The organism is Bacillus sp. mrc49 (assembly GCF_002803435.1).
On record NZ_PHNG01000728.1, the window covers coordinates 1 to 1,677 of the forward strand.

The 1,677-nt window shown below is 39.8% G+C and carries 1 protein-coding gene; it reads right to left on the minus strand.

The window, feature by feature from the left end; translation table 11 throughout:
- Positions 1-852: 852 nt before the first annotated feature.
- Positions 853-1,677: ATP-binding response regulator (locus CVN76_RS21280; protein ID WP_157805741.1), on the minus strand; the 825-nt coding region annotated here is incomplete at its 5' end.

Consider the following 1,677-nt stretch of genomic DNA (forward strand, 5'->3'; position numbering starts at 1 on the left):
AGTCAATCTATCGGTATCGGAACCATCCGGTGCTAGGACGACTTCACCTCTTGTACATATTTCAATCGCTATAATCCTTATATCTTGCCTATAGCCGTTTTCATGTACAATCTCCTTCTTCTATTTTTCTTCACATTAACGATATGTTTCAGCAAGTCAATAGTCAATCACCACAGAGAAAGTGATAAGCTTTTTCCATATAATCTATAATTTATCCATAATTTATGAGAATTCAGTTTTACGTGAGCCCCTGTTCAATAAATGATCCAGAGAGCCGAGCGGTAGCTTCTGGCAACATCAATCTGCATTTTTGCACCCATCACCCGGAGCCATAAAAATATCTTTCGTTGAAATAGGATGCATGAATTGAACCTTCCAGTACAAAGAAAAGCCTCCCACAGTAAATGAAGTGCCCCCTATTGTTAGACGCATATCTAACGGTTATGCCGCAAACGCAAATACTCTAATACAATTTCCCGGAATAAAAAGCCCTGAATGTTCTACGCTAGGTAGAACATTCAGGGCTTTTTTTGAGTTGACTTTCCTATTTGCATTTTGTGCCATCAATAATAATCCATTTTCTGCTCTTACCGCTCGGTTTTGGCTAAACACCCTCCTAAGAATCATATTGTATAAATACGACTCAGGGCGTGTTTTTTCCTTGTCTCATTTAGCTGAATCCTTCCATCTTCTCGTGTGAAGGTAGCTCGGTTTTTTAAGTTATATTTGCAAAATACAACTTAAAATATATGCAAATTATCGGTAAAAGCGAGAGAAAAAGAATCAAAATATACTTATCATCCTAGGTCTTATAGTTCATGGACTTGATTTTGCACACTTACCGTAAATCACTTACTTTGTCATCCAAACATGCATCACGGAAAACAGCTGTTCCAATTTCAATGGTTTGCTAATATAGTCTGACGCACCTGATTCCAGGCATTTTTTCCGGTCATCTTTCATCGCCTTTGCAGTCAGGGAGATAATCGGAAGATCCGCAAATTCTTTTATGTCACGAATCCGCTTCATCGTTTCGTAACCATCCATCTCAGGCATCATGATATCCATCAAAATGAGGTCTATCCCTTTATTTTTGTCTAGTACATCCAGGCATTCAAGGCCATTATTCGCAATCAGGATCTTCATCCCTTTACTTTCAAGAGCTCTTCTTAATGCAAAAATATTACGGTGATCATCATCGGTGATTAGAACCGTCTTGCCATAGAAAACATTATTTTCATCGGCCAATTCTTCATTTGACTTGGTATGTTCCACTTCCGGAACTGCCGCTATTGCTGAATTAGACTGTTCAAGAGTTGCTGCTACTTCTGCGGATGCTTGTAAAAATGTTTCACGGGAGATACTTTCTTCGGTAATACTCGGAATGAGAAGAGCGAACGTACTTCCTTTTCCTTCTTCACTATCAAGCTGGATTCTGCCACCTAAAAGTTTTGCAAATTCAGTGCTGATGGACAACCCTAGACCTGTACCGCCATATTTTCTGCTCGTAGCTCCTTCTCCTTGTTGGAATGCTTCAAAGATCAGGGCATGTGTTTCTTTTGGAATGCCAATTCCCGTATCCGTAACCGAAATCTCTAGCCAATAATCGACACCCGTGTAGTTCACGTTCGTCAGCACTTTCTTGATTTGGACGGATACAGAACCCTTCTCTGTGAA